29 protein-coding genes are annotated in these 24,841 nt (G+C 69.5%); 20 read left to right on the forward strand and 9 right to left on the reverse strand.

All coding sequences use genetic code 11. The annotated features are described in order from the left end of the window. Position 1 precedes the first annotated feature (1 nt). Together bla and V6S02_RS01005 are read right to left on the reverse strand one after the other, a co-directional pair. On the reverse strand, positions 2-943 hold the full coding sequence (bla, locus tag V6S02_RS01000) for a class A beta-lactamase (RefSeq protein WP_336399500.1): 942 nt from the start codon (positions 941-943) through the stop codon (positions 2-4). Then, a complete protein-coding gene (locus V6S02_RS01005) occupies positions 940-2,709 on the reverse strand; it encodes a CocE/NonD family hydrolase (RefSeq protein ID WP_336399501.1) in 1,770 nt (589 codons plus the stop codon). Before V6S02_RS01005 ends, bla begins: the two co-directional genes overlap by 4 nt. A 161-nt stretch (positions 2,710-2,870) precedes the next feature. Between V6S02_RS01005 and V6S02_RS01010 the strand changes: the two genes are divergently transcribed. Both V6S02_RS01010 and V6S02_RS01015 read left to right on the forward strand, forming a co-directional pair. Then, a complete protein-coding gene (locus tag V6S02_RS01010) occupies positions 2,871-3,644 on the forward strand; it encodes a MerR family transcriptional regulator (RefSeq protein ID WP_124291628.1) in 774 nt (257 codons plus the stop codon). Further along, positions 3,641-4,327 (forward strand): GOLPH3/VPS74 family protein, encoded by a 687-nt coding sequence (locus tag V6S02_RS01015; protein WP_336399502.1) that lies wholly within the window; start codon positions 3,641-3,643, stop codon positions 4,325-4,327. The genes V6S02_RS01010 and V6S02_RS01015 overlap by 4 nt, the downstream gene beginning before the upstream one ends. Here V6S02_RS01015 and V6S02_RS01020 read toward each other — a convergent pair. Then, positions 4,311-4,691: a winged helix-turn-helix transcriptional regulator gene (locus V6S02_RS01020; RefSeq protein ID WP_336399503.1), complete on the reverse strand. Its 381-nt coding sequence runs from the start codon at positions 4,689-4,691 to the stop codon at positions 4,311-4,313. The two genes, V6S02_RS01015 and V6S02_RS01020, sit on opposite strands and share 17 nt — an antisense overlap. A 124-nt stretch (positions 4,692-4,815) precedes the next feature. Between V6S02_RS01020 and V6S02_RS01025 the strand changes: the two genes are divergently transcribed. Genes V6S02_RS01025 through V6S02_RS01040 form a run of 4 tightly spaced genes read left to right on the forward strand, consistent with a single transcriptional unit; the run spans position 4,816 to position 7,238 of the window. Continuing rightward, entirely contained in the window at positions 4,816-5,217 is a 402-nt protein-coding gene (locus V6S02_RS01025; protein ID WP_336399504.1) for a RidA family protein, read from the forward strand. Between the two features lie 31 nt (positions 5,218-5,248). Continuing rightward, complete coding sequence (locus tag V6S02_RS01030; RefSeq protein WP_336399505.1) at positions 5,249-5,860, forward strand: DUF3887 domain-containing protein; 612 nt, start codon at positions 5,249-5,251, stop codon at positions 5,858-5,860. Further along, the gene (locus V6S02_RS01035) at positions 5,857-6,879 is read left to right on the forward strand and encodes a CPBP family intramembrane glutamic endopeptidase (protein WP_336399506.1); all 1,023 of its coding nucleotides are present in this window, start codon (positions 5,857-5,859) and stop codon (positions 6,877-6,879) included. Before V6S02_RS01030 ends, V6S02_RS01035 begins: the two co-directional genes overlap by 4 nt. Next, the gene (locus tag V6S02_RS01040; RefSeq protein WP_336399507.1) at positions 6,876-7,238 is read left to right on the forward strand and encodes a hypothetical protein; all 363 of its coding nucleotides are present in this window, start codon (positions 6,876-6,878) and stop codon (positions 7,236-7,238) included. The genes V6S02_RS01035 and V6S02_RS01040 overlap by 4 nt, the downstream gene beginning before the upstream one ends. A gap of 280 nt (positions 7,239-7,518) precedes the next feature. Here the strand turns inward: V6S02_RS01040 and V6S02_RS01045 are convergent, their stop codons facing one another. Together V6S02_RS01045 and mftR are read right to left on the reverse strand one after the other, a co-directional pair. Continuing rightward, a complete protein-coding gene (locus tag V6S02_RS01045) occupies positions 7,519-9,084 on the reverse strand; it encodes a GMC family oxidoreductase N-terminal domain-containing protein (RefSeq protein ID WP_336399508.1) in 1,566 nt (521 codons plus the stop codon). Then, positions 9,084-9,686 carry a mycofactocin system transcriptional regulator gene (mftR, locus tag V6S02_RS01050; RefSeq protein ID WP_200829926.1) on the reverse strand — a complete coding sequence of 201 codons (603 nt, stop codon included), beginning with the start codon at positions 9,684-9,686 and terminating at the stop codon, positions 9,084-9,086. Before mftR ends, V6S02_RS01045 begins: the two co-directional genes overlap by 1 nt. A gap of 92 nt (positions 9,687-9,778) precedes the next feature. Here mftR and mftA point away from each other — a divergent pair, with 92 nt between their 5' ends. The 11 genes from mftA (at position 9,779) to mftF (ending at position 19,461) form a co-directional block, all read left to right on the forward strand. After that, on the forward strand, positions 9,779-9,877 hold the full coding sequence (gene mftA, locus V6S02_RS01055) for a mycofactocin precursor MftA (protein WP_141936973.1): 99 nt from the start codon (positions 9,779-9,781) through the stop codon (positions 9,875-9,877). Between the two features lie 3 nt (positions 9,878-9,880). Next, positions 9,881-10,147, forward strand: coding sequence for a mycofactocin biosynthesis chaperone MftB (gene mftB / locus V6S02_RS01060; protein WP_336399509.1), 267 nt, complete (start codon positions 9,881-9,883; stop codon positions 10,145-10,147). Then, the gene (mftC, locus tag V6S02_RS01065) at positions 10,144-11,427 is read left to right on the forward strand and encodes a mycofactocin radical SAM maturase (protein WP_336399510.1); all 1,284 of its coding nucleotides are present in this window, start codon (positions 10,144-10,146) and stop codon (positions 11,425-11,427) included. The genes mftB and mftC overlap by 4 nt, the downstream gene beginning before the upstream one ends. Before the next feature lie 66 nt (positions 11,428-11,493). Further along, complete coding sequence (locus V6S02_RS01070; RefSeq protein WP_336399511.1) at positions 11,494-12,303, forward strand: mycofactocin-coupled SDR family oxidoreductase; 810 nt, start codon at positions 11,494-11,496, stop codon at positions 12,301-12,303. Between the two features lie 49 nt (positions 12,304-12,352). Beyond that, positions 12,353-13,165, forward strand: coding sequence for a mycofactocin-coupled SDR family oxidoreductase (locus tag V6S02_RS01075; protein ID WP_336399512.1), 813 nt, complete (start codon positions 12,353-12,355; stop codon positions 13,163-13,165). 15 nt (positions 13,166-13,180) lie between these two features. Next, positions 13,181-14,014 carry a mycofactocin-coupled SDR family oxidoreductase gene (locus tag V6S02_RS01080; protein ID WP_141936982.1) on the forward strand — a complete coding sequence of 278 codons (834 nt, stop codon included), beginning with the start codon at positions 13,181-13,183 and terminating at the stop codon, positions 14,012-14,014. Positions 14,015-14,033: 19 nt separating this feature from the next. Then, positions 14,034-14,972, forward strand: a complete 939-nt coding sequence (locus V6S02_RS01085) for an AAA family ATPase (RefSeq protein WP_336399513.1) — start codon at positions 14,034-14,036, stop codon at positions 14,970-14,972. A 6-nt stretch (positions 14,973-14,978) separates the two neighbouring features. Further along, a complete protein-coding gene (locus V6S02_RS01090) occupies positions 14,979-15,956 on the forward strand; it encodes a vWA domain-containing protein (RefSeq protein WP_336399514.1) in 978 nt (325 codons plus the stop codon). Positions 15,957-16,002: 46 nt separating this feature from the next. Next, on the forward strand, positions 16,003-17,292 hold the full coding sequence (mftD, locus tag V6S02_RS01095; RefSeq protein WP_336399515.1) for a pre-mycofactocin synthase MftD: 1,290 nt from the start codon (positions 16,003-16,005) through the stop codon (positions 17,290-17,292). Positions 17,293-17,299: 7 nt separating this feature from the next. Then, entirely contained in the window at positions 17,300-17,992 is a 693-nt protein-coding gene (gene mftE, locus V6S02_RS01100; protein WP_336399516.1) for a mycofactocin biosynthesis peptidyl-dipeptidase MftE, read from the forward strand. Next, positions 17,989-19,461, forward strand: a complete 1,473-nt coding sequence (gene mftF / locus V6S02_RS01105; protein ID WP_336399517.1) for a mycofactocin biosynthesis glycosyltransferase MftF — start codon at positions 17,989-17,991, stop codon at positions 19,459-19,461. The genes mftE and mftF overlap by 4 nt, the downstream gene beginning before the upstream one ends. 25 nt (positions 19,462-19,486) lie before the next feature. Here mftF and V6S02_RS01110 read toward each other — a convergent pair whose 3' ends face one another. The 3 genes from V6S02_RS01110 to V6S02_RS01120 are packed head-to-tail and all read right to left on the reverse strand — an operon-like array spanning position 19,487 to position 21,503. Then, a complete protein-coding gene (locus V6S02_RS01110; protein ID WP_336399518.1) occupies positions 19,487-20,107 on the reverse strand; it encodes a response regulator transcription factor in 621 nt (206 codons plus the stop codon). After that, complete coding sequence (locus V6S02_RS01115) at positions 20,104-21,201, reverse strand: sensor histidine kinase (protein WP_336400754.1); 1,098 nt, start codon at positions 21,199-21,201, stop codon at positions 20,104-20,106. The genes V6S02_RS01110 and V6S02_RS01115 overlap by 4 nt, the downstream gene beginning before the upstream one ends. A 53-nt stretch (positions 21,202-21,254) precedes the next feature. Then, positions 21,255-21,503 (reverse strand): hypothetical protein, encoded by a 249-nt coding sequence (locus tag V6S02_RS01120; protein ID WP_336399519.1) that lies wholly within the window; start codon positions 21,501-21,503, stop codon positions 21,255-21,257. Positions 21,504-21,611: 108 nt separating this feature from the next. Here V6S02_RS01120 and V6S02_RS01125 point away from each other — a divergent pair, with 108 nt between their 5' ends. The 3 genes from V6S02_RS01125 (at position 21,612) to V6S02_RS01135 (ending at position 24,511) form a co-directional block, all read left to right on the forward strand. Next, the gene (locus V6S02_RS01125) at positions 21,612-22,274 is read left to right on the forward strand and encodes a hypothetical protein (RefSeq protein WP_336399520.1); all 663 of its coding nucleotides are present in this window, start codon (positions 21,612-21,614) and stop codon (positions 22,272-22,274) included. Between the two features lie 87 nt (positions 22,275-22,361). Continuing rightward, complete coding sequence (locus V6S02_RS01130; protein WP_336399521.1) at positions 22,362-22,922, forward strand: TetR/AcrR family transcriptional regulator; 561 nt, start codon at positions 22,362-22,364, stop codon at positions 22,920-22,922. Positions 22,923-23,017: 95 nt separating this feature from the next. After that, positions 23,018-24,511, forward strand: a complete 1,494-nt coding sequence (locus V6S02_RS01135; RefSeq protein WP_336399522.1) for an MFS transporter — start codon at positions 23,018-23,020, stop codon at positions 24,509-24,511. A 48-nt stretch (positions 24,512-24,559) separates the two neighbouring features. On the opposite strand, the gene V6S02_RS01140 is transcribed toward V6S02_RS01135, so the two are convergent. After that, on the reverse strand, positions 24,560-24,823 hold the full coding sequence (locus tag V6S02_RS01140) for a helix-turn-helix transcriptional regulator (RefSeq protein ID WP_336400755.1): 264 nt from the start codon (positions 24,821-24,823) through the stop codon (positions 24,560-24,562). Between the last annotated feature and the right edge of the window lie 18 nt (positions 24,824-24,841).

Genomic DNA, 24,841 nt, shown 5'->3' on the forward strand with positions numbered 1-24,841 from the left:
GCTAGTCGTCCTCCGTGAGGCCCGCCAGCGCGACGGCAGCCGCCTCGGCGACCAGCGCGTCGTCGGTGGCGGCGTCGGCGACACCCCGCGTCGTGAGGACGGCGATGACGATCGGCTCGCCGTCCGGAGGCCAGACGAGGCCGATGTCGTTCCGCGTGCCGTGACCGCCCGTGCCCGACTTGTCGGCGACGGTCCATCCCTCGGGAGCTCCGGCGCGGATGAGGGTGTCGCCCGTACTGTTGCCGCTCATCCAGTCGACCAGCGTCTGCTTCTCGGCGTCGGCCAGGAGGTCTCCGAGGGCGTACTGCCGCAGCGTCTCCACGAGCGCGCGAGGGGTGCTGGTGTCGCGCGGATCGCCCGGCACGGCCGAGTTGAGCGCGGGCTCGCGCCGTTCGGGCTGGGTGACCTCGTCGCCCGATCGCGCGAGTGCGGCGGCGAATCCCTCCGGCCCGCCCAGCTGGTCGAGCAGCAGGTTGGCGGCGGTGTTGTCGCTCGTGCGAACGGCCGCTTCGGCCAGCTCGCCGACGCTCAAGCCGGTCGCCACGTACTGCTCGGTGACGGGGGAGTAGCTCACGAGCGCTTCGCTGTTGTAGGTCACGACGCGGTCGAGGTCGTCGATCTCGTGCAGGACCACGCCGGCCAACAGCGCCTTGAAGGTCGAGGCGTAGGCGAAGCGCTCGTCGGCGCGATGCGCCACCGTCTGCCCCGTCTCGGTGTCGAGGGCGTAGACCCCGACCCGGGCGTCGTACGTCGCCTCCAGTGCGCCGAGCTCGGCGCCCAGATCGATCGCGTTCGGCGTGGGCGTCGGCGTTGACGTCGGCGTCGACGCCGGTGTCGCGGCATCCGGAACTTCCGTCGCCGGCGCACAGGCCGGCGCGATCAGAAGGACGGATGCCGCGACGAGCGCCCCCGCGACGGCTCTGACCCACGGGATGGTGTTCATTCCCCTCCTGAAGATGTGCCGCTCTCCGCGCCGTCGATCGTGAAGGTCGTGGGCGCCTCCGGGAGCGTGGCGGTCGAGATGGCGAGATAGCTGTCGAGGTACAGTGCCCGTTCGCCGGGGATGTCGACGTCGGCGGCGGGGTCCTGCAGCGCGAGCTTCAGCTGCACGTCCGAGACCGCGATGCGCTCGTTCGACGGGGTGTCGATCCAGTCGCTCAGCGGACCGGCTTCGATGGTACCGATCTGCACGGCCAGCGCGTGCCCGGCGGCCAGCCGCCAGTCGCCGGCCTTCATCTCCAGCGTCACCTCTCCCGGAGTCACGGCGGCGACCTGCTCGTTGATCAGCACGGCGGTGCCGTCGGGGGCGACGTCGTACAGCTTCACCATCAGGTTGCCGTGGCCCTCCGACGTGAGCGTCATCGAGGGGGTGCCGGTGATCCTGGTGTCTGCGGCCACCGGCTCCGACGTCTGCACGAAGCGGTTGCCGGTGTCGACGGTCGGGTCGCCCTCGGCCCCGTCGTCGAGGTACGAGCCTCCCTGCAGGGCGATGTCGGCGGTCTCGTCGACGATGGGCCAGTCCTCCTGCGCCCGCCACGACCCCGTGTTGTCCTGAATCACGAAGGCAGGGTATTCCTCGGCCGGCTCGACGCCCTTGAGGTGCTCGTCGTAGAACGCCATGACCTCGTCGAACCACCCCTCGCGACCGGTCTTCACGGTGCCGTCTTCATCCACCTCGTTGCCTCGGATGTGATCCCACGGTCCGAACCAGCCCCGAACCGGGCCCTCGTGGTTCGCGAGGAACTCCTCCATCGCCTCCGACTCGGTGTTCCACTCCGCCCACCCCTGCGTGAACAGCAGCGGGGTCGTCGACCCCTCGACGCGCGCGGCGAAGTCTCGGCTCGTCCAATACGGCGATGCCGGATCCGCGGTCTGCGCACTGAGCGTGTTGATCGCGACACACTCGGGATGTGCCTGCTCGTACGCGGCGTTCTCGCGGTAGCGCTCGGTGTCATCGGGCAGCTGTTCCAGAGTCGCGATCTCGTTGTAGGTCTGCACGGCGACGGTCAGCGGCAGCCGGGGGACGCCCCCCGACCGATTGTTGCGGTACTTGTCCCACATGGGCGCCTGCGCCACGACCGCACGGAGGCCTTCCGGCTGGAGCACGGTGCCGACGATCCCGGTGATGGCGTCGTACGACTTGCCGTACATGCCCACGTCGCCCGTCGACCACGGCTGTGACGCCGCCCACTCGATCGCCGCGGCGACGTCGGCCTGCTCGCCGTCGCCCATGAAGTCCAAGCATCCGGTCGATCCGCCGAAACCGCGCAGGTCGACCATGACGAACGCATAGCGCTCGTCGAACAGATCGCCGCCCTCGATGAGGTCGGCGAACCGGTCCGAAGGGCCGGGATGCGTCCAGTCCTCGTCGGTGATCTCGCCGGAGTGGCCGAAGTACGATCCCACCGAAAGGATGACCGGAACCTGCTCGCCCTCGGCGAGGTCGTCGGGAAGCAGGACGTCGGCGTGCAGCTCGACCTCCTCACCGTCGAGGCCCGGTGCCGACGGGAAGTAGTGCTGGGTCCAGGCTGCGCCCTCGGGGACGCGGTCGTTCTCCTCGTGGGTGACGGCCTCGGTGTCGCCGGCGACCGTCGCCGCGGGGGCTTCGGTGCAGGCTGCGAGGCCGATCGCGAGGGGGATGATCGCCCCGAGGGCGAGGGTGCGGCAGCGCAGCGCGGATAGGTGCACGATGGTCTCCTCGGAAGTCATCCGTCGCGCCTACCGAGGCGCGACGGGCGGAATCGCGGGTCGACTCCCACCTCAGACCGTGCCCTCGGGGCACGGTCAAGTCTGGGGCTGGGTGTTGACCGTGCCCCTGGGGCATGGTTTGGAATGGATGCTGCGCAGAACAGACCCCGAGGAGCTCGACCATGGCTTGGAGCACGCGACAGCTCGCCGACCTGGCCGGCACGACGGTGAAGGCCGTTCGGCACTACCACAAGGTCGGCCTGCTCGAGGAGCCCGAGCGGCTGTCGAACGGGTACAAGCAGTACCAGGTGGCGCACCTCGTCCGGCTGCTGCAGATCGTGCGGCTCGCTGAGCTCGGTGTTCCGCTCGCACAGATCGCGACGCTGGACCGTTCCGAAGAGCGTCCCGATGACGCCATCGCGGTGCTCGATGCCGAGCTGGCGGCGACCATCGATCGGCTGCAACGGGTTCGGGAAGAGCTCGCCGTCATCCTGCAGCACCGTTCTCCCGCGTCGCTTCCCGCTCGTTTCGCTCCGCTGGCCGACCGGCTCACCGAGCCGGATCAGTCGCTGGTCATGATCTATTCGCGCGTCTTCGACGATCACGCCATCGGCGAGCTGGAGCAGATGATCCGCGACACCCCCGTGTCACCGGCCGAGGTCGCGCTCGCGGCGTTGCCGGCCGACGCCGACCGCGCCACACGGCGCCGCCTCGGCGAGGAGTTGGCGCCGGATCTGGCCGAGGCGCACGAAGCCTACCCGTGGCTGCGTGACCCGGGCGCGTACGCCCGCCGTGATGCCGCTCACGCCGAGGCGACCGTCGGTCAGGCAGTCGGCCAGCTCTACAACGTCGCTCAGCTCGAGGTGCTGCACCGGGCGAACCTGATCGCCACCGGTCAGTTCGAGGAGCTGGACGCGTTGGAACGCGCCCTGATGAACAAGGAGGACGAAGGATGAACGACTCTCGAGCATACGAATCGCCGACGATCGCGGAAGACCTGCTGCTCCTCCTCTTCCAACCCGATTCGGGAACCATCGCCGGCGAGAACACGCTCTTCTACGTCCTCGGTGGGGCTGTCCTCGCTCAGCTCGGGCTCGAGCAGCGCGTCACGACCGAGAAGACCTGGAGCGGCACCGTCAACATGTCCGCCGTCGCCGACCGGGCTCCGTCCGATGAGCTCCTCCGTGCAGCGTGGACCTCCGTCCAAGACAAGCCGCGCGGAGTGCAGACGGTCCTGCCGGCGATCGGGCCGACGCTGCGTCAGCCTCTGATCGATCGCCTCGTCGCGCGCGGCGAACTGCGAGAAGAGAAGGCCAAGGCGCTTGGCATCTTCCCCACGACGGTGCTGAAGGACGGCGGCACCGGCCGTCGCGACCAGCTGCTCGCCGACGTCCGAGGCGTTCTGGTCGATGGGGTGTCGCCCACTCCGCGGCTGGCGGCCTTGACGGGATTGCTGTCGGCGAGCGGCACGCTGCCTCAGTTCGATCCCGGCATCCCCTGGAACTCGGCGGTGTACACGCGCGCGGAGGAGCTCGAACGCGGCGACTGGGGTGCCGCCGGCGCCGGTGAGGCGGTCGAGGGCGTGATGATGGCCATGATCGTCAACAGCGTGATGATCGCCACTATCGCGCTGAGGTAGGTGCGTCGAGGCGCGCGTCGTAGCGGTCGCGTGCAGTCTCGACGTCGACCAGCGACTGTGTCGCCCAGGCCTGCAGGGCCGCGATCGGCGCCTCGAGGGTGCGGCCCAGGTCGCTGATGCGGTACTCCACGGCGATCGGCGACGTGTCGATCACGCGGCGGTGGATCATGCCGTTGCGCTCCAGCCGTCGCAGCGTCTGCGACAGCGACTTCTGGGTGATGCCCTCGATCTCCGACCTCAGGCGGCTGAAGCGCTGCGGGCCGTCGCACAGCACGGCGAGGACCGAGATCGACCACTTGTCGAGCGTCTGGTCGAGCAGCTCGCGTCGTGCGCCGGAGAGTTCGGCGAGTTCCCTTCGCGACATCCGGTTTCCTTCCCGTCACCTGGTTGCGTGCTCGTCTCTTCGGCACCTTGAAGTATCCAACAGATACCGAGTATCACAGAGATACTAGCCGCGCCGATCGACGGTGCCGCGAAAGGAGACTCCGATGACGGTCACGCAGTTCAATCCCGAGGGCCTTCCGGTCACCGACGCCTATCACCACGTCGCGGTCGCGACCGGGACCAGGCATGTGCACGTCGCAGGCCAGGTGGGCTGGGATGCTCAGGGCGAACTGGTCGCCCCGGATCTCGCCGGTCAGGTGGCGCAGGCCTATCGCAATGTCGCGGCGGCGCTCACCGGCGTCGGGGCGACGTTCGCCGATGTCGTGCGTCTCACCGTCTATGTCGCGGACTGGGATGTCGCCCAGTACCCCGCCTTCGCCGACGGTGTCGCCCGAGTGGCCGACGAGATCGGCTTCACCGCACCGCCGGCCTCGCTGGTGGGGGTGCAGTCGCTCTTCCAGCCGGGGATCCTCGTCGAAGTGGAGGCGACGGCCGTCCTGGATTGACGGATTGCTTTTGTCAACGTAGCCTTGACGAATGCAACTGAACGTGACAGACGCGCTGAGTGCCCTCCGCGCCGAGACCGATGCGTTCCTCGCCGCCCCCGTGCTGCAGCAGCAGCCCGATGCCGCCGGCGCCATCCGGCGGGCGCTGCAGATGCGGGCAGCAGCCGACGCCGTCGTGAGTGCGGTCGTGGTCGACGCCCGCGCATCGGGCATGACCTGGCAGGCGATCGGTGAGGCGCTGGGGGTGACCCGGCAGGCTGCTTTCCAGCGCTACGGCCGGCCGACCGATCCCACGACCGGGCAGCCGGTCGACGCTCCTCCGATCCCGGATGCCGCGGAGCTCGCCTCCGCCGTCGTCGACGACCTGGCGAGCGGCCGCTGGGCCCGCATCACCGAGCGTTTCGACCCGACCATGCGCGACGGCCTCTCCGAAGACGCCCTCGCCGCCGCGTGGGCGCAGATCCAGGCGCTCTCGGGCGCCCTCGAGCGGGTCGGCGAGACCGATGTCGTGCGAGCTGCCGACGTCACGATCACCACCACACCCCTGGCCATGGAGGCCGGCGATTACGCCGCGCGCATCGCATTCCGCGACGACAGGACCATCGCCGGCCTGCACCTCATCGAAGCGAAGGAGACGACATGACCGTCACCGACACCTCCCGTGACCGGGCGACACGACCACGCCTCGCGCCCGGCGACGGCCGCCTGATCGCCATCTTCCTCGCGATCTCGTTCGCGCTGGCCTGGCTGTTCGCCCTTCCCCTGTGGTTCGGCGAGGGCCTCGCATCCCCCTGGTTCATGGTCATCGCGGTGGCCACCATGATGACGCCCGCGATCGCCGCGCTCATCGTGGTGTTCTTCATCGAGCGCCCCGCCCGCAAGGCCAGGGCCCTAGGCCTTACCCCGTTCCGTCCCCTCGGTCGCTTCATCGCCTACTGCGCCCTCGGCATCTTCGTGCCGATCGCCCTCGTGCTGGTGGCGCTCCCCATCGGGGCGCTCTTCGGGGTGTACCCGGCGGACTTCGTGAACTTCTCGGCGTTCCGCGAGGTTCTCGACGCCCAGCTCGCCGCGGCGGGCGGAGGCGAGGTCCCGATCCCCGTCGGCGTCATCATCGCCCTGCAGCTGGCGATGCTGCCGCTCACGGCCTTCATCAACCTCATCCCCGCTCTTGGCGAAGAGCTCGGCTGGCGCGGCTGGCTGCTCCCGAAGCTCCTGCCGCTGGGCACGCTTCCCGCGATCCTCATCTCCGGTGTCGTCTGGGGACTCTGGCACGCGCCGCTCATCCTTCTCGGCTACAACTATCCCGACGCGCCCGGCTGGTTGGGGCTCTCCGCGATGGTCGCGATGTGCATCGTGATCGGGGCGGTGTTCGGATGGCTCCGCATCCGCTCCGCGTCGGTCTGGCCCGCCGCCCTCGCTCACGCGGCATTCAACGGCGCCGCCGGGTCGTTCCTGCTCTTCGCGATGGCCGGCGAACGCATCGACACCACGCAGGCCACGGTGCTCGGCTGGAGCGGCTGGATCGTCCCCGTCATCCTCGTCGTCATCCTCATCGTCACGGGCCAGTTCCGTCCGGCCCGCCCCGCTGCCGAGCAGACGGCAGGACAGTCGGATGCCGCGGCGCAGCCGTTCGCAGACACGGCGTCGGGGGCCCGCTCGTGAGCGGCACCCGCGTCACCGTGACGGGCGGCAACCTTGTCGTCGAGCCGAAGGGTCTCGACAAGGTCTGGTCGTTCACTCGCCGCATCGTCGTGCCGATGTCGGCTGTCAAGGGCGTCTCCGTTCGCCCCGCCGCCGAGGTGCGGCCGCGGGGACGCAGGTGGCCGGGCCTGCGCCTCTTCGGCAAGGTCTCGGGCAGGTTCGTCTCCGACGGCAGGCGCCAGTTCTGGAACGTCTCCGGTCGCAGCGACGTCGTGATCATCCGTCTCGCCTCGCAGCCCCGGTTCGATGAACTCGTCCTCACCGTCGACGATCCTTCCGCTGTTGCGGGCGAGCTGCACCGCCGGGGCTCAGACGGCTGACGCACCCGCCTCTGACCGCGGCCCGTCGAATCGGAGGCGGCCCCCTCGAGCGCAGAACCGACGAGGGATGCTCGAGGGGGCCCGACTCCACGTCACGGCCGCGAGTCCGGGTGCCCGCACGCCGCGGTCAGCCGGGGGAGCGCTGACCTCGTCCGCCGATCACGGGAGTCTCCGGTCAGGGTATTGGTCGCTGCCCGGGCCTCACCACGATCTGAGCGCCGATCCTCGTCTTTCTCATCTGAACTCAGCGCGCCCAGCTGGCTTCACAAGGGCCGCCTCGTCACCGCTCCCGCATCGCTCGGGCTATGACCTCGCCGACGAGCACCGCCGACGCGGCGGGCCCGCGGGTGGGGACGACCGGGAGGATCGAGGTGTCCGCGACGCGGAGGCCGGCGAGGCCGTGAACGCGACCGGCGCCGTCCACGACCGGGCCCATCGGAGCCGTGCCGCACATGTGGATCGCCGTGCCGAGGTGCGACAGCATCCACGCGTCGAGCGCGTCGTCGTCGAGGTCCGATTCGCTGAGCTCCGTCAGCCGACCGCCCATGTCGCGCACGAGCGCGGCCGCCTCCCGGATCCCTGCGCGCAGCCGCCGGCGGTCGTCGACGTCGGCGAGGTAGCGGTACTCGATGCGCGGCGGCGCAGCGGGGTCGGGGGCTTGCAGGGCGAGCGACCCCCGCCCGGCCGGGGATTGCAGGCCGACGATGAGCGGCAGGTCGTCGCGGTGCGCCACCTGCATCGCGGCTCGTCGCGCCGAGATCCCCGTCACCGCACGCGCGGTGCGGAGAGGATGCCGCAGTGCGGCCCCGAGCCCCCCGGCGAGGATGCGCGTGGTTCCCGTCAACAGATACCCCAGCGGCTTCACCGACAGGAGGATCTCGACGTCGGCGTCGGGATGGCCGCCGGTGTCGATGTTGACGGCCGCGGGGAACGCGAATCGTTCAGCCGGGTCGATCGTCGGGCCATCCGGTCGCCACGAGAGGGAGACGTCGGGATGATCCGAGAATGCCGTTCCCACGGGAAGGTCGGCGCGGACCCGGATGTCGAGGCGTTCCAGATCGGCTGCCGGCCCGACGCCCGAGGCGAGGAGGATGCGGGCCGAGCCGATCGCGCCTGCCGAGAGCACGACCTCGTCGGCCCGGATCTCGCCCCGGGAGGTCTCCACGCCGATGGCGCGGATCCCGTCGAAGATCACGCGACCCACCGTGGTGCGATCCAGGATCCGCAACCCCGGTCGGGCCCGCACGGCGCCGGGGAGGTAGGCCATCGCTGTGTTCACGCGCTGCCCGTCGCGAATGTTCGAGGGAACGGGGCCCGCGCCGGGAACCCCCTCCCCGTTCTTGTCGGGCTCATCGGCGTGTCCCCGCACCCGTGCGGCCCTCAGGAAGGCCGCCGCAAGGTCTCCCAGCGCCGGCCGCTGCACGGGCATCGGGCCCGTGGAGCCATGCGTCGGCGACTCGGGGAAATCCATGTCGGATTCCATCGCGCGCCACATCGGCAGGGTGGCGTCGTACGACCAGCGGTCGCCGCCGGCCTCGGCCCACCGGGCATGATCGCCCGAGCGAGCGCGCACGAAGTAGGCGCCGTTGATAGCGCTCGATCCGCCCAACATCCGTCCGCGTACGACCGTGTAGGCGAGGTCGGGTGTCAGGTGACCGAGAAACGACCAGTTCGCGGGATGCCCCGGCATGGCGCCTCGGATGCTGGAGGCGTCGCGCACATCGGGAGCGAAGTCCGGATCGGCTGGTCCTGCCTCCACGAGGATCACGTCGCGGCCGTCATCCTCGGTCAGGCGGGCGGCCAGGGCCGACCCCGATGATCCTGCACCGACGATGAGTGTGGTCATCAGCTGGCTCTCCACGCGTCGCCGAATCTGACGAAGGCCTCGTCGATGAGGGCGAGGAGGTCGGCATCGGGGTGCGCCAGCCACTGCTCGTACGCCGCCAGCGACAGGCCAAGGCACGCCCACGCGATCGCCTGGGGTTCGATCGCGTCGGGCGGATCACCGAGGCGCTCGGCGACGAACTCGGCGATCACCTGCCGCCACTCCGCGTACCGCAGCGTCGAGTGGGCGGTGAGGCTCGGCACGTTGAACAGGAGCCACATGCGCTCCCGGTGGACCGGGATCTCGATGTCGGGGAACCGATTGAACTCCACCACCGCCGTACGCAGGGCATCGCGAAGGGGCAGGTCGTCGGGGAGACCGGCGAGGTGGGCGCGCATACCCGCGAGCATGCTCTCGAAGTCGCCCCATGGCAGGTCGTTCTTGGATCGGAAGTACCGGAAGAACGTGCGGCGTCCGATCCCCGCGGCCTCGACGATGTCATCGATGGTGGTCTGCTCGAAGCCGCGCTCCAGGAAGAGGGCGAGCGCGATGTGGCTCAGCTGGCCGTGCGTCGTGGCGGGAGCGCGCCCCATCCGCGCGCGGGTCTCGGAGCTCACCGGCACGGCTCACCCTTCCATTCGGCACTGAGTGTCATTAGTATCGTCCTCAGCAACGGATCCGCCAACGGCGGCGGATCGCTGAGGAGGAGCTTTTCATGGATCCTGCGAAGACCGAGGCCCCCGATCCGGAGATCGTCGAGACCGACTCCCTCGTTGAGGAAGTGTCGATCGACGGCATGTGCGGCGTCTACTGACTCATGGACGTGCAGGCGCCGTGGCGGCTCAGCCCCCAGGTGTCGGTGCGGCCCGAGCCGTTCGGAGCATTGCTCTACCACTTCGGCACCCGCAAGCTGTCGTTCCTGAAGGACCGCACGCTGCTGGCCCTGGTGGAGCAGCTCGACAGTTCTGACACCCTCGCGGCGGCGTGCGACGCCGCCGGCGTCTCCGTCCCGGATCGCCCCCGATATCTGCGCGCATTGGAGACCCTCGCCGGGTCCGCGATGATCGAAAGGCGTTCGTCATGACCCTTCTGGCCGACGCTCCGGCATCCCGCCCCACTCGCCTGGTCGACCATTTCGAGCGGGGCCTGGATGCGCCGATCTGTCTGACCTGGGAACTGACGTACGCCTGCAATCTCTCGTGCGTGCACTGCCTGTCCAGTTCCGGCCGGCGGGATCCTCGTGAGCTCAGCACCGAGGAGTGCAAAGCCATCATCGACGAGCTGGAACGGATGCAGGTGTTCTACGTGAACATCGGCGGGGGTGAGCCGACGGTCCGCAGTGATTTCTGGGAGCTCGTCGACTACGCGACGGCGCACCACGTCGGCGTCAAGTTCTCGACCAACGGGGTGAAGATCACCCCCGATGTCGCCGCCCGACTCGCTGCGAACGACTATGTCGACGTACAGATCTCCCTCGATGGGGCGACCGCCGACGTCAATGACGCGATCCGCGGTCCCCGGTCGTACGAGACGGCGACGCGGGCGATGCAGAATCTGTCGGATGCCGGGATGCGCGGATTCAAGCTGTCGGTGGTGTGCACCCGCACCAACATCGCCCAGCTGGACCACTTCAAGGCCATCGCGGATCAGTACGGGGCGCAACTGCGACTGACGCGGCTTCGTCCTTCCGGTCGCGGGGCGGACGTCTGGGACGATCTCCACCCGACCCGCGAGCAGCAGCGCGAGCTCTACGAGTGGCTCGTCGCTCACGGTGACGACGTCCTCACCGGAGACTCGTTCTTCCACCTTTCGGCCTACGGATCCTCCCTCCCGGGGCTGAACCTGTGCGGTGCGGGGCGCGTGGTCTGCCTCATCGACCCCGTCGGCGACGTCTACGCCTGTCCGTTCGCCATCCACGACGAATTCCTCGCCGGGAGCGTGCGCGAAGCGGGCTTCCAGGAGGTCTGGCAGCGATCCGATCTGTTCGCCCGTCTCCGTCAACCGCAGTCGGGCGGCGCCTGTACGTCGTGCCAGTTCTTCGACTCCTGCAAGGGCGGCTGCATGGCCGCGAAGTTCTTCACCGGTCTGCCTCTCGACGGTCCCGACCCCGAGTGCGTGCGCGGCTTCGGGGAGGAGCTGCTCAAGACCAAGGGCGCCGTGCCGCAGCCCTCGCAGGACCACTCTCACCGCACCTCCCCACCGCGGTCTCGACCCGTCCGGGTCAGCATCGGCCGTCGCGACGACATCACAGCGCCGCCGGTGAGCGCCTGCGCGGAGAGCCCGCTCGCGGGCTTCACACCGACATCCCACCCCGCCCACGAGGGCGCTCATCTCTCAGGAGGTCCTCACTCCCGCACCGCGTGACATCGCTTCACTCGACGACCGCGCCGCGGTCGCGGCGATGTCGTGCGCCTTGAGAAAGGAACATCGATGGCTGGACGAGTCGAAGGCAAGGTCGCGCTCATCACCGGAGCCGCCCGCGGACAGGGGCGCAGTCACGCGCTCCGGCTGGCAGAGGAGGGCGCCGACATCATCGCCGTGGACCTCTGCGCCCCCGTGCCGAATCTGCAGTATCCGCCTGCAACGGAGGAAGACCTCGCCGAGACGGTTCGACAGGTCGAGGCGCTCGATCGCCGGATCGTTGCGACGAAGACCGACGTCCGCGACCGGGATGCCTTCAAGGCCGCGATCGACGAGGGCGTCGCAGCGCTGGGCCGACTCGACATCGTCGTCGGCAACGCCGGCATCTGCATCATCGCCGCCTACGACGAGGTGACTCCGCAGATCTGGGACGACACGATCGCCACCAATCTCACCGGTGTGTTCAACACCGTGCAGCTCTCGGCGCCGCACCTCATCTCCGCGGGCGGAGGTTCGATCATCCTGACCAGCTCGGCGGCCGGGCTCAAGGGTCTGCCCTTCCTCGCCCCCTACGTGGCGTCGAAGTGGGGCGTGACCGGCCTCGGCAAGGCCTTGGCGGCGGAACTCGCGGTTCACAACATCCGGGTCAACACCCTGCACCCCACGGGTGTCGCCACGCCGATGGGCGAGATGGGCAACGCCTTCCCGCCGCTGCTGGAGAAGAACCCGAACCTTGGGGGGATGCTCACCAACATGCTTCCGGTCCAGGTCACCGAACCTCGTGATCAGTCCAACGCCGTCCTGTTCCTCGCCAGTGACGAAGCCCGGTACGTCACCGCGATGGCGATGACCGTCGACGCCGGAAATACCGAGTACTGACGCCCGATACCGACAGACCCCGTCCGATAACACCGAAGGAAGGAACATCATGGGAGTCCTGGAAGGCAAAGTCGCCTTCATCACCGGAGCCGCGCGCGGACAGGGACGTGCGCACGCCATCCGTCTCGCCCAGGAGGGCGCAGACATCATCGCGGTGGACATCGCCGCGCAGATCGACTCCGTCGCCTACCCGATGGCGACGCCCGAGGATCTGGCCGAGACCGTGCGGCAGGTCGAGGAACTGGATCGCCGCATCCACGCAGTGCAGGCCGACGTGCGCGATCGCGCAGCGCTGCAGGCCGCGTTCGACGGCGGAGTGGCCTCGCTGGGCGGGTGCGACATCGTGCTCGGCAACGCCGGCATCGCCCCACTGTCCATGCATCCCACCGAGCAGGAGTGGTTCGACGTCATCGACGTGAACCTCACCGGGGTCTACCACACGGTCGAGGTGGCGAAGGCGGCGCTCATCGACAGGGGCGGCGGGGCGATCGTGCTCACCAGCTCCACAGCAGGTCTCGCCGGAATTGGCGGCGCGACACCCGGCGGACTCGGGTACACCGCAGCCAAGCACGGCGTGGTCGGGCTCATGCGCTCGTACGCGAACCAGCTCGCGCAGCACAGCATCCGTGTGAACACGATCCACCCCACCGGTGTGGACACCCCGATGGTCGTGAACGACGTCATGCAGGAGTTCCTCCAGAGCGATCCGCAGCTCAGCAACGCCATGGCCAACGCCCTGCCGGTGCCGATGCTCGACGCGGTCGACATCAGCAACGCCGTCCTGTTCCTCGTCTCCGACGCCGGCCGCTACGTCACCGGTGTGACGCTGCCCGTCGACGCCGGGTTCCTCAACAAGCGCTGAAGAAAGGAGATCGTCATGGGACGACTCGACGGAAAGGTCGCCTTCATCACCGGAGCGGCGCGCGGGCAGGGGCGCTCGCACGCGATACGTCTCGCTCAGGAGGGTGCGGACATCATCGCCGTTGACCTCGCCGCGCAGGTGGACACGGTTCCGTATCCGATGGCCACGCCGGAGGATCTCGCCGAGACGGTCCGCCAGGTCGAGGCGCTGGATCGCCGGATCGTGGCGACCCAGGCGGATGTCCGCGACGTCGACGGTCTCCGGCAGGCGGTGGATGCGGGGGTGGCGGATCTCGGCAGGCTCGACATCGTCAGCGCCAATGCCGGGATCTTTTCCAATGCCCGGGCAGAGGATCTTACCGAGGTCGAGTGGGACGACATGATCGACATCAACCTCAAGGGGGTGTGGCTCACGGCGAAAGTCGCGATCCCCCACCTTCGCGCGGCCGGTGGCGGATCGATCATCATCACCAGTTCGGCAGCTGGGCTGAAGGGCTATCCGAACTTCATCCACTACGTCGCTGCCAAGCACGGTGTGATCGGCATCATGCGCACGCTGGCGCTGGAGCTGGCCCCCGACTTCATCCGCGTCAACTCGCTGCATCCGACGTCGGTAGACACCGACATGATCCAGAACCCCGCGCTCTACGCGCTCTTCGCGCCCGACCTCGCACCCGAGGAGCGCACGCGCGAAGTACTCGGGGAACGGTTCGCCGCGCTCAATGCGCTGCCCATCCCGTGGGTGGAGTCGGTCGACATCTCCAACGCGCTGCTGTGGCTCGCCTCCGACGAGGCGCGCTACGTCACCGGCGTGACCCTCCCGGTCGACGCCGGCAACACGCAGAAGTAGCAGGGAAAGAGAGAACGACGTGACGATCGACGCACTGTCCGACGTGGAGAATGCGGACACCCTCCGCCAGAACCGTGCGAAGATCGCCGCGCACCTCGTCGGCCGCGAGCGTGAACTGGAGCTCACGCTCGCGGCCGTCGCCGCGGGCCGCGACGTCGTGCTGGAAGGTCCCCCGGGTACGAGCAAGACCACGATTCTCCGGGCGATCACCGACGAGTGGGGCATTCCGCTGCTCTTCGTGGAGGGCAACGCCGACCTCACACCGGCGAAGCTCGTCGGTCATCACAACCCCGCCCGCGTGCTCCGGGAGGACTATTCGCCCGAGAACTTCGTCCCCGGGCCGCTGCTGGAGGCCATGCAGCGCGGAGGGTTCCTCTACATCGAGGAGTTCAACCGTGCCCCGGAAGACACCCTCAACACGCTCCTGACAGCGATGGCCGATCGGTCGATCACGGTGCCACGGGTGGGGCGCATCGACGCATTGCCGACCTTCCGGGTCATCGCGTCGATGAACCCCTACGACAACGTGGGGACCACGCGCCTCTCCACGAGCGTGCACGACCGCCTCAACCGGCTCGCGGTGGACTACCAGAGCGCTGAGGAGGAGGAGCGGATCGTCTCCCTCCGCACCGGCGCGCGCGGACTCCTCGCCGAACGCGCGGTGGTGGATGCGGTCGCCGTGACGCGGGCCACTCGCGAGCATCCCGACGTTCGTCAGGGCTCGAGCGTCCGAGGTGCGATCGACACCACCCTGGTCGCCCTCCGTCTCGCGGCCCTCCGCGGACACACCGACCCGGGGGCCGCGGAGTACCCCGAGCTGATGTACGACGCCATGGTGGTGGCGCTGTCGGGCCGCATCCATCTGGACGAGGCTGTGGAGACGACGCCGGAGGCCGTGCTGCGGGAGATCTGGGAGGACCGCTTCGTGCTCGAACCGCGCCAGGCCGCGCCCGGGTGAAGAGAAGTGGCCGCTGACTCACCGGTCCGCTCCGGGCGCCGCCGCACGACGAAGGTGCGGGGTGCGCCCCTGAAGCGGACTCCGAAGCACCTCGACGAACCGCCGACGGTGTTCGACGTCACGAGCAGAGGGGGGATGGCCCTCCGTGCCGGCGGGTCGCGCCGCTCCGCGGTGCGGCCGCAGCGCGGGGCCACCGCCCCGGGGGAGACCGATGAGGAGGCCGCCCTGGTGCCTGCACCCGTCGACGAGGCGACGCTGGATCCGGCGGTGCGGGCGATTGCCCGGCAGATCGCCGCGCGCCTGTCGGTGCGTCGTGCGCGCCGCGATGTCACGACCCGTCGCGGCATCGGCGACCTGCTCAGCACGCCCTACCGCGGCGCGTCCGACGAGATCGACCTCGACCAGACGATCGAGGTGCTGGCCGAGCGGCCTGTACCCGAGGATGAAGACATCGTGGTGCGGGAGCGGATGCGCACGACGCGATCGGTCGTCCTCCTCGTCGACGTCTCGGGATCGATGCGGGGTGAGCGGATCAAGACCGCTGCAGCCACCGTGGGCGCGGTGTCGTCAGAGCTGCACGCCGATGCGCTCGGGGTGATCGCGTTCTGGTCGGATGCGGCCATTCTGCTCAAGCTCGGCGATGTCGTGCGCCCGATGACCCTGCTCGACCAGATCCTGCGAATCCCGGCACGGGGCCTGACGAACCTCGCCTTCCCGCTGGAGCTCGCTCGACAGCAGCTCGCCCGGGTCCCCGCGAGGGATGCCCGTGTGCTCCTGCTCTCGGACTGCGTGCACAACGCCGGTCCCGATCCGCGGCCGCTCGCCGCCCGTCTTCCGCGGCTCGATGTCCTCCTCGATGCGACGGGGGAGAAAGATGTCGAGCTCGGCCGCGAGTTGGCGGCCAAGGGAAGAGGCATCTGCCGCATCATCCACGGCCATCGGGATGTCGCACCGGCCATCTCACAGATCTTCGCGGGCACGTGACCCGCGTCCCTACGAGGCACAGCAGAGGAGTCCCATGATGCTCGACGTGAAGAACCTTTGGCCCTGGCGGCAGAACCCGTGGTTCGAGACCGTCTTGGAAGCGCAGCGGCGGGCACGCAAGCGTCTCCCGCCGTCGGTGTACGCCGCGCTCGTGGCGGGGTCGGAGCGCGGCCGCACCCCCCGCGACAACCAGGACGCGTTCGCTGAACTGCAGTTCGCTCCGCACGTGGCGGGGCATCAGGCCGAGCGCGACCTGTCGACGACGGTGCTCGGCATCCCGATCTCGATTCCCGTGCTGATCTCGCCGACGGGCGTGCAGGCCGTCGATCCCGCCGGCGAGCTCGCCGTGGCGCGGGCGGCGGCGGCGCGCGGCACGATCATGGGGCTGAGCTCGTTCGCCAGCAAGCCGGTCGAGGAGGTGGTCGCCGCCAACGGCAACACCTTCTACCAGCTGTACTGGACGGGCTCGAAGGAGTCGATGATCCAACGGATGGATCGAGCGAGGGATGCCGGTGCGAAGGCGCTCATCGCGACGCTCGACTGGTCGTTCTCCGTCGGCCGCGACTGGGGGAGCCCGACCATCCCCGAGAAGCTCGACCTGAACGCGATGATCCAGATGGCACCGGAGGCGATCCGCAGACCGGGATGGACACTGCGATTCCTTCGCGAGGGTCTCCCCGATCTCACCGCCCCGAATCTCCAGCCGCCCGACGGCGCGGCCCCGACGTTCTTCGGCGCCTACTACGAATGGATGCAGACGCCCCCGCCCTCATGGGACGACGTGGCGTGGCTTCGCGAGGAGTGGGGCGGCCCCTTCATGCTCAAGGGGATCACGCGGGTCGACGACGCCAAGCGCGCCGTCGACATCGGAGCTCACGCGATCTCGGTGTCCAACCACGGCGGCAACAACCTCGACACGACGCCGGCGACCATCCGCTGCCTTCCGGCGATCGCCGAGGCGGTCGGTGATCAGGTGGAGGTCCTCCTGGACGGCGGTGTCCGGCGCGGCGGCGATGTCGCGAAGGCACTTGCGCTCGGTGCGCGCGCCGTCATGATCGGCCGCGCCTACCTCTGGGGTCTGGCCGCGAACGGCCAGGCCGGTGTGGAGAACGTGCTCGATCTGCTGCGGATGGGGCTCGACTCCGCCGTGCTCGGACTCGGCCACCGCTCGATCACCGAGCTCAGTCCGGACGATCTGTGGATCCCCGCCGACTTCACTCGTACTCTGGGCGCCGAGGGCGCAACCGACGCGCCTGCGGGGCGGCCGTCGCAGAAGCCGGCGGTTTCGCCGAAGGACGCCACGATCGACGGCGAGATCCCCGCCGGCGCGAAATGATGGCGGGATGCCGCAGCCGCTCGTCCCCTCGCCCTCCCGCCTCGCGTCGCACACGTGGGAGTCGGCGAGCGGCATCCTGATCGTCCCCCTCGGATCGACCGAGCAGCACGGTCCGCATCTTCCGCTCGCCGTCGACGCGTTGATCGCGGAGGCGGTCGCCGACGACCTCGCGGATCGGTGGGGATCGCAGGGTGTCGCCGCTGTGGTGGCCCCGGTGCTGTCCTACGGCGCAAGCGGCGAGCACGAGGACTTCGCAGGCACGATCTCGATCGGCACGGCCGCGATGCGGACCGTCGTCGTCGAGATCGGCCGCTCGGCCGGCCGCTGGGCTGAGCGCATCGTGTTCGTCAACGGGCATGGCGGAAACGTCGAGGCTCTCTCGGAGGCGGTGGCGTTGCTGAGAGCTGAGGGGCGGGATGTCCGTTCCGTGGGATGCGGGGTGCCGGGGTCGGATGCGCACGCCGGCCGCACCGAGACCTCGATCCTGCTTCACCTGTCACCGCAGAGCGTCCGAGTCGAGCGACAGGCGCCGGGCGAGACTCGCCCGCTGGACGAGATCTTCCCACTGCTGCGCGAGTGCGGCGTCGCGGCGGTGTCGCCGAACGGCGTGCTCGGCGACCCGACCGGGGCATCGGCTGAGGAGGGCGCCCACCTCCTCGAGGCCATGGGCGATGCGGCGTGGGAGGCGGTGCGACGGTGATCGACGAGCGCGGTCGCGCGTCGTCATCCCGGCTTCCGGACGGTTTCACCGTCAGGATGGGGCGGCAGACGCGGGTCGTCGACGACGGTGAGGTGCTCATCGGCGGCACGAGCGCCCGGGTGGTGCGGTTGACGCCTCGAGCCCGCGCGATCGCGTCGGCCGGCACCGTGGTGGTCCGCGATGCCGCCTCCCGCGCCCTCGCGGAGTATCTCCTCGACGCGGGCTTGGCCCACCCGGTGCCGGACGCGCTGGCGGAGATCGGGCTCGACCGATTGACCGTGGTGATCCCGACGAAGGACCGGGCGCGCCTTCTCGCGCGGCTGCTGGGCACCATTCCCGCCGAGGTCGCCGAGGTGATCGTCGTCGACGACGGTTCGGATGATGCGGGGGCGGTCGCACGCGCTGCGGGCGCGCACGGTGCCCGGCTGATCGTGCACCCGCAGAATCTCGGGGTGTCGGCGGCGCGCAACTCAGGGATGCGAGCGACGGAGACCGAGTTCGTGGCGTTCGTCGACACCGATGTCATGGTGGATGCCGCCTGCTTCTCCCTCCTGCTGCGGCATTTCGCCGACCCGCGCTTGGCGTTGGCTGCGCCGAGGGTCGTCGGGATGACGGAGGGAGCGCCCACGTGGATCACGCGATACGAAGATGCGCGATCATCGCTGGATCTCGGTCAGGAGAGCGCGCCCGTCGTGCCGCGGACGCGGGTGGCGTGGGTGCCGACGACGTGTGTTGTGGGCAGGGTCGAGCTGCTCGGTGACGGCTTCGACGAAACGACGAACGCGGGCGAGGATGTCGATCTCGTCTGGCGGCTTCATGCCGCCGGGCACCGGGTGCGCTTCGAACCGGCGGCCGTCGTCCACCATGAGCATCGGGCGCGTGCGAGGCGGTGGTTGGGGCGGAAGTTCTTCTACGGCACCGGCGCTCAGCCGCTCGCGGCCCGCCACCCCGCCAACATAGCTCCCGTGGTGCTCGCGCCGTGGAGCGCCGTCGTTCTGGGTGCGGCCCTTGCGCAGCGGAGGTGGTCGCTGCCGGTCATCGTCGGCACCGCGGGGTTCGTGACGTGGCGGATCGCCCTCCGCGTCAGTCACGTACGGCGGCCGTATCGCGTCGCGACGAAGCTCGTCGGCAGCGCTCTCGTGTCGACCGCTGCACAGGGCATCGCCCTCCTCGTGCGGCACTGGTGGCCGCTCGCAGCAGTGGGGGTCGTCTTCTCCCGCCGCCTCCGGCGCGCTGTCATCGTGGCAGCGGTGGCGGATGCCGCGTGGGAGTACTTGCGGCTGCGGCCGCGCCTTGATCCGCTCCGCTTCGCGATCGCCAAGCGGCTGGACGATCTCGCCTATGGCGCGGGCGTGTGGTGGTCGTCGCTTCGGGTCGGTTCGGTTCGCGCCCTCCTCCCGGCGCTCGTGCGCACCACCTCGCGTTCGCGTTCGGCGCCTGCGCGCCCAGCTGAAGCTCCCCCGCGCTGATCTAACGGCGGTGCCCGCCCCACCCTCACAGCCAGCCGCGGTCGCGGGCGGCTCTTGCCGCATCGTGCCGGGTGGTGGCGCCGGTCTTCTGCATCGCGCTGGAGAGGTAGTTGCGCACCGTGCCGGGCGCCAGGTGCAGTCGTCGCGCGATGTCTCTGACCGAGTAGCCCTCACGGGTCTCGCGCAGGGCGTCTGCCTCCCGGTCGGTCAAGGGTGAGTCATCCACCACGGATGCTTCGAGCACGTCGTGTGCGATCCATCGCCCGCCCGCGTGGAGCTTGTGGATCACCTCGGCGATCTCTTCGGGATCGGCGCCTTTGCTCATGAAGCCCACGATCCCGAGTCCCAGTGCGCGTCGCAGCACCCCCGGCCGGGCGTGCCGGGTGAGCATCAGCACCCGCTGTTCGGGCCGCTCCGCCAGGATCACGCGGACAGCCTCGAGACCGTCCAGCTCCGGCATCTCCAGGTCGATGACCACGACATCGGGGCTGTGCCGCCGCGTCGCAGTGATGGCGTCGGCGCCGTTGTCGGCCTGCGCGACGACCTCGATGGTGCCGTCGAGGGGAAGCAGCGCGGCGAGGGCGCCGCGCAGGAGGCGTTCGTCATCGGCCAGAACGATGCGGACGGGCTCCACGTCGGTCGTCACATCATCTCCTTCGTTCGCTCGGTGGAATCCGCCGGAATGCGCGCAGCCACGATGAATCGCTCCGGGGTGCGCGTGATCTCGAGGGTGCCATCCACGTTCTCCACTCGCGCGCGCAGTCGCGCCAGGCCCCGAAGGCTCATCTCCGCCCCATCGTCAGGCACATCGTCAGGCCCAGTGCCGAGCCCATCGTTGGCCACCTCCACGGCGACGGGAGACGCCGTGATCCAGACGCTGGTCGGATGGGCGTGACGGAGCAGGTTGGTCGTCGCCTCCCGCAGCACCTGGGCCAGGAGCGGGTGCGTGGCGGAGCCGGGGTCGCCGTCGAAGCGGGCCTCCACCGACAAGCCGGCAGCCTCGCACAGGCGTTTGGCGTTCTCGAGCTCGGCCACGAGGTTCAGCTCGTGGTGCGCGTAGGCCAGCGACCGGGTCGCCGTGATCGTCTCGTCGGCGATCCGGCGGATCTCGCCGAGCTCTGCATCCGCGCGATCCGGGTCGGTCCGCATCACTTTCCTCGCCAGCGCCGCTTTGAGTTTGATCACGTGCAGGGAATGGCCCTGGATGTCGTGCAGATCGCCCGCGAAGCGCACGCGCTCGCGGGCCACGGCGAGATCGGCCTCGATCTGCTTCGCGCGGTCCAACCGCCTGGCGATGAGCCACGCCTGCTCGCACGTGAGGATGACGCCGAAGACGAACAGCGTGCCGATGAACGGCACGACGACGTACGAGGCGAACAGGATCCACGTCGGGGGGCGGAACGCGAACCCGCTGGCGCCGATCGCCGCCACCCCGATCGCGAAGAACCCGACCCAGATTCTCCAGCGCCCGGTTCGCAGCAGGAGCATCCCACCGACGAGCGCAAGGGGGACGAACCCGATGAAGGTCGTGCCCCGCAGCGAGTCGGCGGTCCAGGTTGCCGCGGTGAACACCAGGGCGAAGATCGCGTGCCGCGGATAGCCGTCCAGGCTCCAGGCCCGCAGCACGCCGAGGGCGAGCAGATAGCCGAACGCCATCGTCAGGCCCTCCCACCACGACCGGGCGGTGAGTGCCACACCGATGAGGCTCAGCGGCGCGAGGGCGGCGATCGCGCTGAGCATCGACACCCGCCGCATGCGGGCATCGATGGGGGGATCCTGCTGGACGTCTCGGATCAGTTCTGCTCCCCGCTGCGGTCTCGCCTCATCGCGCGGTCGGTGCGGATCTTGGCGATCATCGCCGCGACGAGGAGGGCGAGGGCCGCGTACATCAGGAAGGGGTTCTCGATGAAGATCCGCGTGATGCCCTCGGGGAGGGTCACGAAGAGACCGAAATCGAAGAAGTACAGACCAATGTAGGCGAGGAAGATGACGGCCGATATGGCGATGAGGCCGCTGAGAAGTGTGCTGCGGAGTCTGGTCACCGTGCCAGCGTCGTAGCGTGGGGCGGGCGCCGGTAGTGACGTGGTGTCACCTTTCGTCGTGACGTGACGCCACTGCACGAAAGGCTCCGCACCGTGTGCGATGGATGCATGACTTCCACATCGACCATTCCTGTCCCGACGGCACGCGTGCCCCTGTGGCGGCGGCCCTTCCGGCTCATCCGCGAGAACGCCCGCGTGTATCTTCTCCTCAACCTCGCCACCTACGGACTCGTCCTGATCGGCTTCGTGATCGGCCTGATCTTCCCCGAGCTCAACGAGGCGCGTATCGCCGCGCTCGAAGAGAACGGTGACGCCGATCTGGTGGCGAGGGTGTTCATGAACCCGGTGCTGTTCGGCCTCGTGATCCTGGGGGTGAACGTGGTTCGGCTGAGCCTGTTCACCATCGTCCTGCCGTCCCTCATCGTGCCCTTCGCCGGACTGGCATTCTTCGGATACTGGGCGCTCCAGACCGGGATCACGCTCGTCCCGACCACTCCGGTGGGATGGGTCGCGCAGATCCCGCACGCCCTGACGGTGATCATCGAGCTCCAGGCCTACCTGATGCTCGTCCTCGGTGCGTACCTTCTGGGCAAGCACTGGCTCTTCCCCCGCACGGTGGGGGCGAAGAACCGGCGGCAGGGCTACGTTCGAGGTCTGCAGCGGATCGGTCTTCTGGCGCTGCCCGCACTGGTCCTTCTCGTGATCGGCGCGGCCTGGGAGGCGTACTCACTGCGGTACCTGGTCGGGCCGCTCAGTGAGCTCCTTCTGTAGCCTCGGCACCCAGTCGAGCGGGGTGATCGCGTGGGGGCGCGGTCACCCCGTTTCGTTTCAGGGCGGAGTGAGTGTACAGTCACTCTCATGACGCCGCGCACCGTTCTCTCGACTGCCGACTCCCGCCGTCCCCTCGTGGCGGCGGCGGCGCTGCGAGAGTTCGGTCGTGGCGGTTACCACCGCACGACGGTCGCAGATGTCGCGCGGGAAGCGAAGATCTCCCCGGCGTACGCATTCAAGCTGTACCCGCGAAAAGAGTCGCTCTTCGTCGCAGCGCTCGACGAGTGCTTCGACCGGATCATCGCGGCGCTCGCAGAGGGAGCGGATGCCTCGGAGTCGCCCCTTCCCGCCGACGTGCTCGAGGCGATGGGGGACGCGTACGCGGCCCTCATCGGCGACAGTGCGCTGCTGATGCTCCAGGTGCACGCCCAGTCGGTTGCCGAGATTCCCGAGATCGGCGACGCGTTGCGAGCCGGACTCGCGCGCGTCGTCGACTTCGCCCGCGCCCGGTCGGCCGGAACGGACGAGGATGTGCAGCGTTTCGTGGCCTACGGTCAGCTCTGCCACCTCATCGTGACCGCCCGGCTCGAGGGCGTCACCGCCGACTGGGCCCGCCTGCTGCTGAAGGGCATGAGTCACCCGCGGTGAACGCCGCCCGCGGGCAAGCCCTTTTCTTTGCCCGAAAGAGTGAGTGAGTACTCACTCGCTCCATGTCTCCACCCCTCACCCCGAAAGGAACCACCATGACCGCATCGCCTGCCACGACCGCATCGCGCCTCCCCGCGACAGCGAGAATCGCCGCACCCGCACCGAACCCGCCGGGCGCCCGGCGCTGGCTCGCCCTGGGCGTCCTCGCCCTCGCGCAGTTCCTCGTCGTCCTCGACGCCTCGATCGTCAACATCGCCCTGCCGGTCCTCGGCGCCCAGCTCGGAATGGACACCGTCGCGCTCGCCTGGGTCATCACCGCGTACGTGCTCGCCTTCGGTGGCCTGCTGCTGCTCGGCGGGCGCCTCGGCGACCGGTGGGGTCACCGTCGCGTGTTCCTCCTCGGCACCGCGGGGTTCGTCGCCGCCTCCGCACTGGCGGGGTTGTCGTTCACAGACGGGATGCTGCTGACCGCGCGTGCCCTGCAGGGCGCCTCGGCCGCGCTCCTCGCCCCCGCTGCGCTGGCTCTGCTGATGCGCCTCTTCGTCGACCCGGCCGACCGGTCCAAGGCCCTGGGGGTCTGGGGCGGCGTGGCGGGCATCGGCTCGGCTGTCGGGGTGCTGCTGGGTGGTGTGCTCACGGCGACCCTGGGATGGCAGTCGGTGTTCTTCATCAACGTCCCCGTCGGTGCCGTCGTGCTCGTGGTCGTCCCGCTGCTGATCGTGGGGGATGCCCCAGCCGAGCGACGGAGGCTTGACGTGCCCGGGGCCGCCACCATCCCCGGCGCCCTGGTCGCCGCCGTCGGCGCGCTGAGCGCCGTCGAGCAGGTCGGTGTCTTCCACGTGGTCACCGTCGGTCTGGCCATCGCCGCGGCGATCCTCGGCGTCGCGTTCGTTCTGATCGAGCGGCGGGCGGCCGAGCCTCTCATCCCGCTCACCGTGTTCCGCAACCGCAGTCTGAGCGTCGGCAACATCGTCATGCTCCTCATCGGAGCGGCGATGGTGTCGCTGTTCTTCGCGCTGTCGGTGTTCATGCAGGCCGTCCTCGGGTACGACGCCTTGACGGCGGGACTCACGCAGCTGCCGTTGGCGGGTGCCCTCGTCGTGGCGGCGGGGATCGTGCCCGCCGTCGTGGGGCGCTTCCGCCTCAGGGCGACGATGATCGGTTCGCTGGTCATCCTGGCGGCTGGTCTCGTCTGGCTGTCGTTCGCGCCCGCCGACGCGGGGTTCGTCACCGACATCCTCGGGCCCAGCATCCTCATCGGAGTCGGAATGGGCGGCGCCTTCGTCACCACGACGCAGCTCGCGGTCGACGGTGTCGACGACGGGGAGTCCGGCCTCGCCGGCGGCCTCGTCAACACCAGCCAGCAGATCGGCGGCGCCCTGGGCCTGGCGGTGCTCGGCACGCTGGCCGCGCTTCGCACGGAAGCAGTCCTCGAGAGCGGGGCCGCGGCATCCGAGGCCCTCACCAGCGGGTTCTCGTGGCTGTTCGTCGGCGCCGCGGGCATCGCCCTGGTCGCCGCCCTGGTGTGCGGCCTCGCCCTTCGGAACGCCGGGCGCTCGTCGACGCTCTCGACAGCGCCGGTCGCATAGCCGGGGGCGTGCGCACGGGGCGCCCCCGAATCGGGATCCTCCCGATCCTCAGGCCGAAAGCGCGACGTCCTCACCGCGAGCGTGCTCGGCGATCTCGTCCAGCGACAGGTGAAGCGCAGCGGCGACGGCGGCCACCGTCTCGAACGACGGGGTGGGGAGGCGCCCCGTCTCGATCTTGCGCAGCGTCTCTCCAGAGATCCCCGCACACGCGGCCACATCGACGATCGAGCGGTTGCCCCGCGCCTCGCGGAGGAAGGCGCCGACGCGTCGGCCCCGCGCGAGGGTCTCGGGCGTGTGAGGCAGGCGCACCATCATGGCGAGAAGCCTAGC

This window comes from Microbacterium sp. CCNWLW134 (assembly GCF_037083565.1).
Lineage (GTDB): Bacteria > Actinomycetota > Actinomycetes > Actinomycetales > Microbacteriaceae > Microbacterium.

Coding starts and splice junctions, on each gene's coding strand:
- bla (WP_336399500.1), bottom strand. CDS start 943: ATGAACACCATCCCGTGGGTCAGAGCCGTCGCGGGGGCGCTCGTCGCG.
- V6S02_RS01005 (WP_336399501.1), bottom strand. CDS start 2,709: ATGACTTCCGAGGAGACCATCGTGCACCTATCCGCGCTGCGCTGCCGC.
- V6S02_RS01010 (WP_124291628.1), top strand. CDS start 2,871: ATGGCTTGGAGCACGCGACAGCTCGCCGACCTGGCCGGCACGACGGTG.
- V6S02_RS01015 (WP_336399502.1), top strand. CDS start 3,641: ATGAACGACTCTCGAGCATACGAATCGCCGACGATCGCGGAAGACCTG.
- V6S02_RS01020 (WP_336399503.1), bottom strand. CDS start 4,691: ATGTCGCGAAGGGAACTCGCCGAACTCTCCGGCGCACGACGCGAGCTG.
- V6S02_RS01025 (WP_336399504.1), top strand. CDS start 4,816: ATGACGGTCACGCAGTTCAATCCCGAGGGCCTTCCGGTCACCGACGCC.
- V6S02_RS01030 (WP_336399505.1), top strand. CDS start 5,249: ATGCAACTGAACGTGACAGACGCGCTGAGTGCCCTCCGCGCCGAGACC.
- V6S02_RS01035 (WP_336399506.1), top strand. CDS start 5,857: ATGACCGTCACCGACACCTCCCGTGACCGGGCGACACGACCACGCCTC.
- V6S02_RS01045 (WP_336399508.1), bottom strand. CDS start 9,084: ATGACCACACTCATCGTCGGTGCAGGATCATCGGGGTCGGCCCTGGCC.
- mftA (WP_141936973.1), top strand. CDS start 9,779: ATGGATCCTGCGAAGACCGAGGCCCCCGATCCGGAGATCGTCGAGACC.
- mftB (WP_336399509.1), top strand. CDS start 9,881: ATGGACGTGCAGGCGCCGTGGCGGCTCAGCCCCCAGGTGTCGGTGCGG.
- mftC (WP_336399510.1), top strand. CDS start 10,144: ATGACCCTTCTGGCCGACGCTCCGGCATCCCGCCCCACTCGCCTGGTC.
- V6S02_RS01070 (WP_336399511.1), top strand. CDS start 11,494: ATGGCTGGACGAGTCGAAGGCAAGGTCGCGCTCATCACCGGAGCCGCC.
- V6S02_RS01075 (WP_336399512.1), top strand. CDS start 12,353: ATGGGAGTCCTGGAAGGCAAAGTCGCCTTCATCACCGGAGCCGCGCGC.
- V6S02_RS01080 (WP_141936982.1), top strand. CDS start 13,181: ATGGGACGACTCGACGGAAAGGTCGCCTTCATCACCGGAGCGGCGCGC.
- mftE (WP_336399516.1), top strand. CDS start 17,300: ATGCCGCAGCCGCTCGTCCCCTCGCCCTCCCGCCTCGCGTCGCACACG.
- V6S02_RS01115 (WP_336400754.1), bottom strand. CDS start 21,201: ATGCTCAGCGCGATCGCCGCCCTCGCGCCGCTGAGCCTCATCGGTGTG.
- V6S02_RS01125 (WP_336399520.1), top strand. CDS start 21,612: ATGACTTCCACATCGACCATTCCTGTCCCGACGGCACGCGTGCCCCTG.
- V6S02_RS01130 (WP_336399521.1), top strand. CDS start 22,362: ATGACGCCGCGCACCGTTCTCTCGACTGCCGACTCCCGCCGTCCCCTC.
- V6S02_RS01135 (WP_336399522.1), top strand. CDS start 23,018: ATGACCGCATCGCCTGCCACGACCGCATCGCGCCTCCCCGCGACAGCG.
- V6S02_RS01140 (WP_336400755.1), bottom strand. CDS start 24,823: ATGGTGCGCCTGCCTCACACGCCCGAGACCCTCGCGCGGGGCCGACGC.